The 7,147-nt window shown below is 45.8% G+C and carries 7 protein-coding genes; all 7 read left to right on the top strand.

The window, feature by feature from the left end:
• Positions 1 to 833 (top strand): staphylopine family metallophore export MFS transporter CntE (gene cntE, locus AC1DSE_RS26570; protein ID WP_477528450.1); only part of this gene is annotated, 833 nt, incomplete at its 5' end.
• Between the two features lie 370 nt (positions 834 to 1,203).
• Positions 1,204 to 2,526: an adenosylmethionine--8-amino-7-oxononanoate transaminase gene (gene bioA, locus AC1DSE_RS26565; protein ID WP_477509831.1), complete on the top strand. Its 1,323-nt coding sequence runs from the start codon at positions 1,204 to 1,206 to the stop codon at positions 2,524 to 2,526.
• Positions 2,527 to 2,531: 5 nt separating this feature from the next.
• Positions 2,532 to 3,278 (top strand): dethiobiotin synthase, encoded by a 747-nt coding sequence (gene bioD / locus AC1DSE_RS26560; protein WP_441884012.1) that lies wholly within the window; start codon positions 2,532 to 2,534, stop codon positions 3,276 to 3,278.
• A 5-nt stretch (positions 3,279 to 3,283) separates the two neighbouring features.
• Complete coding sequence (gene bioB / locus AC1DSE_RS26555) at positions 3,284 to 4,282, top strand: biotin synthase BioB (protein WP_477509778.1); 999 nt, start codon at positions 3,284 to 3,286, stop codon at positions 4,280 to 4,282.
• A 13-nt stretch (positions 4,283 to 4,295) separates the two neighbouring features.
• Positions 4,296 to 5,474, top strand: coding sequence for an 8-amino-7-oxononanoate synthase (bioF, locus tag AC1DSE_RS26550; RefSeq protein ID WP_441884018.1), 1,179 nt, complete (start codon positions 4,296 to 4,298; stop codon positions 5,472 to 5,474).
• Positions 5,471 to 6,229 carry an alpha/beta fold hydrolase gene (locus tag AC1DSE_RS26545; RefSeq protein WP_441884021.1) on the top strand — a complete coding sequence of 253 codons (759 nt, stop codon included), beginning with the start codon at positions 5,471 to 5,473 and terminating at the stop codon, positions 6,227 to 6,229. The genes bioF and AC1DSE_RS26545 overlap by 4 nt, the downstream gene beginning before the upstream one ends.
• Positions 6,219 to 7,085 (top strand): malonyl-ACP O-methyltransferase BioC, encoded by an 867-nt coding sequence (gene bioC / locus AC1DSE_RS26540; RefSeq protein ID WP_477509777.1) that lies wholly within the window; start codon positions 6,219 to 6,221, stop codon positions 7,083 to 7,085. The genes AC1DSE_RS26545 and bioC overlap by 11 nt, the downstream gene beginning before the upstream one ends.
• Positions 7,086 to 7,147 lie beyond the last annotated feature (62 nt).

The raw sequence follows: 7,147 nt of genomic DNA, 5'->3' as shown, positions 1-7,147 counted from the left end.
TCATTGATTCACTGCCAGAGAAGGATCGCTCCCAAGGCATTTCACTTTATTCTTTATTTACGTATATGCCGGGTATCCTTGGCCCTGTTCTGGCTTTGGGCATTTGGCAAACGGGGGATATGAATTATTTTACGATGGTCATGATTGCGATTGCAATCTTTACTGGGGTGTTCGGTTATGGCACCAAAATGGATCAAGGAAGCGACCAGACTGCTGCAAATCAGACCGGGCAGTCAGAAAGTATGTTTAAATCCTTCGGTCAGTTAGTAACTAACCCAATCTTGTTTAAGTGCAGCATGTTGATGTTAGTAGCTTCAATGGTATTTGGAGCAGTTACCACCTTTATTCCTTTATACGCTTCGGAATTAAAAAACGGCAATGCTGGAATCTATCTAATGCTGCAAGCGGGTACCGTTGTTTTGGCTCGTTTTGCTTTAAGAAAAAAGATTCCGTCAAGCGGTAAATGGCATTCATCATTTCTGATGGGGAATATGCTCCTTTTGACATTGGCGGCGCAATGCGTGAGCTTTTCTGTAACGGGAGGAGCTGTTTTTTTCTATGCGGGATCCATTTTAATGGGAACGGCTCAGGCTCTCATCTATCCTACATTAACAACCTATTTAACATTTGTTTTGCCGCAGAAGAGCCGCAATGTGTTAATCGGACTTTTTATTGCTATGGCTGATTTAGGAATTTCGCTGGGCGGCGTTATTATGGGGCCAATAGCTGATTTCACCTCATATTCTATGATGTATATGATCTGTGCTGGCTTAGGTGCGACGATGATCATCCTTGCTTATGATCGAGGGAAAATGTCTGTTCGACAACGATAGCAGGGCTTGAAAATATTTATTATTCATAGACATGTGCAAGCTAAAAAAACATTAAATCATATTTCATAATTTAAAAAATCGACCCTTTTGTGATCCAAGCAGAAGGGTTTTTGTTGTTTCTATTTTAGTATTTTTTTGAGTAGCTGAACAAAAGTATAATTCTATATTTTGTTATTATTCATGAGGCTTTCGGTTGCTTCCTCACGGAGTTAATCTTTAATCTTTCATTTTGTATTCTCTTTACAGGGGAGTGCAGGTCTGCTAGAATAGCAAAATCCGATTGTTAACCTAAATTAATTATTRTAGGTTAACAATTAAAAATAATGGATGGTGATCATTTGTGATAACAGATTTCGAACGGCTTGCTGCCATGAATAAGAACCACTTATGGCATCCATTTACTCAAATGAAAGATTACAATAACGCTGATCCACTCATTATTGAACGCGGAGAAGGCATCATGCTATATGACGTCCAAGGACGCGCATATTATGACGGTTTCTCATCCGTCTGGCTTAACGTACATGGACACAATGTGCCGGAGCTAAATCAGGCGATTACAGAACAATTAGGGCGAGTGGCCCATTCCACCCTTCTTGGTATGGCTAATGTTCCGGCAATTGAGCTTGCAGAAAAATTGGTGGAAATTACTCCGGAAGGACTAAACAAAGTATTTTACTCCGATTCAGGAGCAACCGGTGTCGAGATCGCGATCAAAATGGCATTTCAATACTGGCATAACAAGGGGATACGAGGTAAGACGAAGTTTGTAACGATGAACCAAGCGTACCATGGCGATACAATTGGTGCGGTGAGCGTCGGTGCCATTCCTCTGTATCATGACACTTTTCGCCCCATGTTATTTTCTTCTTACACCATTCCATATCCCTATGCTTATCGTCATGCAGGCGGTGAGGCGCAGGCACTGGAAGATACGTTAGCGTCACTGCGTCATTTGCTTGAGACAAAGTCGGATGAAATCGCGGCACTTATTGTGGAGCCGATTGTGCAAGGGGCTGGGGGAATTATCGTTATGCCTTCAGGCTGTTTACGCCAGATGGCTGCGCTGTGCCGTGAGTATGGCGTACTGCTCATTGCTGATGAGGTGGCGACTGGTTTCGGTCGGACAGGCGCGATGTTCGCTTGTAATCTCGAAGATGTTTCGCCTGATTTGATGGTGATTGGCAAAGGGCTGACCGGTGGGTATTTGCCTGTAGCAGCGACACTTGCAACTGACGAGGTGTATGAAGCGTTTTATGCTGATTACGAAGAGCAGAAAACATTTTTCCACGGTCATTCCTATACCGGTAACCCGATTGGCTGTGCCGTTGCTTTGGCAAGCTTAAAGTTGTTTGAAGAGCGCAATATGATCGAGGGAGTAAGAGCAAAGGCATCGTTTGTCCAGCGAAAGCTCGCAGCGCTAAAGGATTGCCAGCATGTCGGTGAAATCCGGCAAAAGGGACTAATGATTGGAATAGAGCTCGTACGCGACAAGGTTTCACGTGAGCCGTATGACTGGGCAGATCGAATTGGAGTTCGCACAACCTTGCGGGCAAGGGAGCTAGGAATGCTAACAAGGCCGCTCGGCAATGTGATCGTCTTTATTCCTCCGCTCTCGAGTAATGTTGCTGAACTGGATGCCATGACAAATATTTTGATGGAATCGATACTTCACGTCACCGAAGGGGAATGAGTTCTTTGAACATTTTTAACGATGATTCGATACGCGGATTATTTGTGACAGGTACAGATACAGCCGTCGGGAAGACGGTTATAACGGCAGCCATTACCGCTATGCTCCGTGCTGAAGGAATGAATGCTGGTGTCTGGAAGCCGATTCAAACCGGTGCTCCTCTTGGCAGCGGTCTTACCGATGCTGAGCGGCTGATAAGAAGCACGGGAATAAACGAACAGCCTGGGGCAGTCGCGCCATTTACATTCGAAGCTCCACTTGCGCCAATGCTCGCAGCTAAGCAGGCTGGTGTGATGCTTACGATTAAGGAGCTAATTGCCGCTGGTTTACCGCTCACAAAACATTATGAAGCACTGCTCATCGAAGGGGCTGGCGGCGTCGCTGTGCCACTGACCGATGGCACCCTCATGGTGGATCTCATTGCGGAGCTTCGGATTCCTGCTCTAATTGTAGCCCGTTCCAGCCTCGGGACAATTAACCACACACTTCTGACTGCTTCTTTCCTTCAAAATCGGGGGGTTCCTATTGTTGGCGTTATACTGAACGATGGTGAATTAACGGAAACAGATGACGATCCGAGTGTTGCTACGAATGCACAACTAATYGAACAATTTAGCGGTCTTAAAGTTCTCGGTCGGTTTCCTCGTTTGCATACCGAAGAGACTACACACATGCTGATACATACCTTACAAAAATCCATACAATTCGCGCCTATTAGAGAGGCACTTGCAGTTAAACCCATAGGAGGATGATAGAGATGAAAACAATTAAAGTAGAGACGGATTGGCAATCGCTTGCCAGAAAAGCATTGCATGGAGAATGCTTAACGCTAGATGAGGGGCTCGCAGTGCTTGAAGCCGACGATGATGAGCTGCTGCTGCTCATGCAAGCAGCGTTTACGGTGAGAAAACATTTTTACGGTAAAAAAGTGAAGCTGAATATGATCATCAACGCCAAAAGCGGCCTTTGCCCCGAGGATTGCGGCTATTGCTCGCAATCGATTGTTTCGACGGCCCCAGTTAAAAAATACTCTCTGCTTGATAAAGACACATTGCTTTCAGGTGCACGTGAGGCGATGGCGCGTAAAGCTGGAACCTATTGTATTGTTGCGTCCGGGAAAGGCCCAACTAACAGGGAGCTAGACCAAGTGGTGGCTGCAGTAAAAGAAATTCGTGAAACGATGCCTCTAAAAATTTGCGCATGTTTGGGTATTCTTGGGGATGATCAAGCCAGGCGACTTGCTGAAGCAGGCCTACATCGATACAACCACAACTTGAACACCAGTAAAGCCAACTACCCTTCCATCACGACGACCCATACTTATGATCAACGCGTTGAAACTGTGGAAAAAGTAAAGACATACGGCATGTCCCCTTGCTCTGGCGTCATTATCGGCATGGGTGAGACAAATCAGGAAATTGTCGAAATGGCTTATGCGCTGCGCGAACTAGATGCGGATTCAATTCCAATCAATTTTCTGAATGCAATACCGGGAACACCACTGGAACACGCAGGTCGCACGCCATCGATGAAAGCGTTGAAGGTACTAGCACTGTTTCGTTTCATATGTCCTTCTAAAGAAATCCGTGTGGCAGGCGGCCGAGAGGTCAACCTACTTACGCTGCAGCCTTTATCTCTTTTCGCCGCGAATTCACTTTTTGTGGGGGATTATTTAACGACAGCAGGCCAAGACATATCAGCTGATCATCAAATTATTGAGGATTTGGGCTTTGAGATTGAGTTAATTGCCCTTTAAGGCGGTGCCGACTATGAAATGGATGGAAGAAGAACTAGAATTATTGGCTGATGTTTCGAGGGAGCGTTCTTTGCGTATAACTAGCTCTGTATTCGGATCACCTGGTTATACGATGCGCGGAGAACGAACATTGCTCAATTTGTCCTCTAATGACTACCTTGGACTTGCCCAGCATCCGGCCATACTTGAAGTGATGCGTGAGACCTTGCTCACTGAAGGAGCTGGTTCAGGTGCATCACGCCATGTGACAGGCAACCGATTACCTTATGGTTGTCTAGAAGAAGAACTAGCGGATTGGCAAAACTGTGAAGCAGCGTTAGTTTTTGCAAATGGTTATATGGCTAATTCTGGTGTGATTAGTGCACTTGTAGGGCGAGGAGATGTTGTTTTTAGCGATCAGTTGAACCACGCGAGTATGGTGGACGGCATTGTACTCAGCCGTGCGGAGCACGCCCGGTATCGCCATAACGACATGGAACATTTACGTACGCTATTAAATAAGTATCGTGATAAACGGCGTAAGCTGATCGTTACAGACGCTATTTTCTCTATGGATGGCGACATGGCACCATTGCGTGAACTTGTTGCGCTCAAACAGGAGTACGGAGCGATGCTTATGGTGGATGAGGCACATAGTGGGGGGATCTACGGAGGGCGAGGCGAAGGATTGTGCCATGAATTCGGATTGCAGAATGACATTGATATTCATATGGGAACATTCAGTAAATCGTTCGGTATTTATGGCGCTTATATTTGTGGCAGCCGCTTGCTAATACGATGGCTTGTGAATAAGGCTAGACCACTCCTATATTCAACTGCGCTGCCTCCTTCAATCGTTGCTGGTATTTCAAAGGCGTTAGTTTTAGTAAAAGAGGAACACTGGCGTCGAGAAAGGCTTTATGCAGCAAGCAGATTATTTCGTTCCTTCCTTAGTGATGCGGGGTTTAACATCGGTTCCGGAAATTCCCAAATTGTACCCTTAATCGTAGGCTCTAACGATATGGCTTTACGCTTCAGCGAAGCTCTTGAAGAAGAGGGAATCACAGCGGTTGCCATCCGTCCACCTACTGTACCTGATGGAACAGCGCGTATTCGCTTTTCCTTGTCAGCAGTTCATACAGATAAGGAGTTGTTAAATGCAGCCGCACGCATTCATTCAATCGGACTTCGACTAGGAGTGCTGAGTCCATGATTACATTGGATAGCGAATCAGTGAAACTTAAGCGACAGACAAGCGGCACTATTTTATGGTTATGCGGATGGAGTATGCCAGATACGGTTTTCGATCGGATTCGTGAGTTTCTTCCGGATTTTCATCATGTTTCTGTTGATTACAGTGATGCCGATTCTCCAGAGAAAATGCTGCTCCTGACTGAAATGGCAGTAGACAAGACGATGGCTGATCATGGTCCGTTGTTAATCGGAGGTTGGTCTCTTGGCGGTTTACTTGCACTAAGACTCGCGGCAAAAGGGTTTGCTGATGGTCTTGTGTTGTTCGGAGCAACTGCTCGATTTACTCGATCAAAAGGTGAGTCTGATCTCGGCTTTGCAGATATATATGTTAGGAAGATGATTACAGGGCTCAAACAGGACCGACAAGGGGTAGAATCAAGATTCCGAGAGCTCATGTTTTCGGATGCAGAAAGGGAAGTCATTCTAGACGAAAGCCTATCCACGATCGGCAGCTGGACAACCCCAGCGTTAATCGCAGGACTTCAAATTTTGCGAAGCGAGGATTGTTTGTCTCAACTAAAGAGCATCACTTGCCCGGTATTTATTGTGCATGGGTCTGATGATCGTATTTGTCCTTACGGCGCGGCAGTGGAGCTTATGACCCAGTTGCCAAAAGCAACGTTATTCACGATGCCAGCCTGCGGGCATGCCTCTTTCTTAGGAAGGGAAGACCAAATAGCTAATGAACTGAGGAGATGGTGGCATGATCAGTAGGATAAATGATATCCGACGTCAATTTAACCGCAGTGCAAATTCGTATGACGCTCATGCTCATGTTCAGCGTAGGATGTCAGATCACCTTGCGAAAGCATTCATTGGGTGGAAGAACAAACGCAACATGGCCGAGCCCAAGATTCTTGAGATCGGCTGCGGCACGGGGACATTGACTGAGATTCTAGTTCATGAATGGCCTAGTGCAAGTATTACAGCACTTGATATTGCTCCCGCCATGATCAAGCTGGCTGAACAACGTGTATTATCAAATGAAGCGAACCGTGATGGCATCCTAAAAAACACTTCAGAGCGTATAAGCTTTATTCAGGCGGATGTTGAAGTATGGGGAGAAGATGCTCAGGAATCCTCTTATGATCTCATCGTCTCCAACGCCTGTTTTCAGTGGCTGAGCAATTCAAGGCAAACATTTGGTCACCTTCGGCGCATGCTTCGTCCTGGAGGCTTGCTCATATTCACGACATTCGGACCTGCTACATTTTGCGAGATGCATTATGCTTTTAACGAAGCTTATCGAGCCAGTGCAGTCGAGCCGCAGCGGCACGGACTTTGGTTTCTATCGACAAATGAATGGAGCAGCTTGCTCATTCAATCTGGTTTTTCTAGTATTCAATCTGAAAGCTTCATTCAGACGGAAAAGTATGCTTCAGCAAGAGACTTTCTTCACTCGGTAAAAGCGATGGGAGCTAGCACTTCAGAGGCTAATACGAAGCGAGGTCTCAGTTCGAGGCGGTTGTTTGCCAACATGTATAAGGAATACGAGGAGAAGTTCAGCATGCAAGGAGGCGTTGCTGCCAGTTATGAACTTCTATTGATTCAAGCATTGGCAAATGAGTAAATAAGTAAAATCACAAAGTTTAAAAAAAGCAGCCCCGTCTAGAACATGGTATTCCATGTTAT

The sequence above is a fragment of the Paenibacillus sp. 01L418 genome (assembly GCF_056400045.1).
The sequence above is the reverse complement of the archived record's forward strand: the minus strand, read 5'-3'. Positions and strand labels throughout refer to the sequence as shown.

Excerpts from the sequence above, each read along its gene's own strand:
- bioA (WP_477509831.1), top strand. The coding sequence starts at position 1,204 with ATGAATAAGAACCACTTATGGCATCCATTTACTCAAATGAAAGATTAC.
- bioB (WP_477509778.1), top strand. The coding sequence starts at position 3,284 with ATGAAAACAATTAAAGTAGAGACGGATTGGCAATCGCTTGCCAGAAAA.
- bioF (WP_441884018.1), top strand. The coding sequence starts at position 4,296 with ATGAAATGGATGGAAGAAGAACTAGAATTATTGGCTGATGTTTCGAGG.
- AC1DSE_RS26545 (WP_441884021.1), top strand. The coding sequence starts at position 5,471 with ATGATTACATTGGATAGCGAATCAGTGAAACTTAAGCGACAGACAAGC.
- bioC (WP_477509777.1), top strand. The coding sequence starts at position 6,219 with ATGATCAGTAGGATAAATGATATCCGACGTCAATTTAACCGCAGTGCA.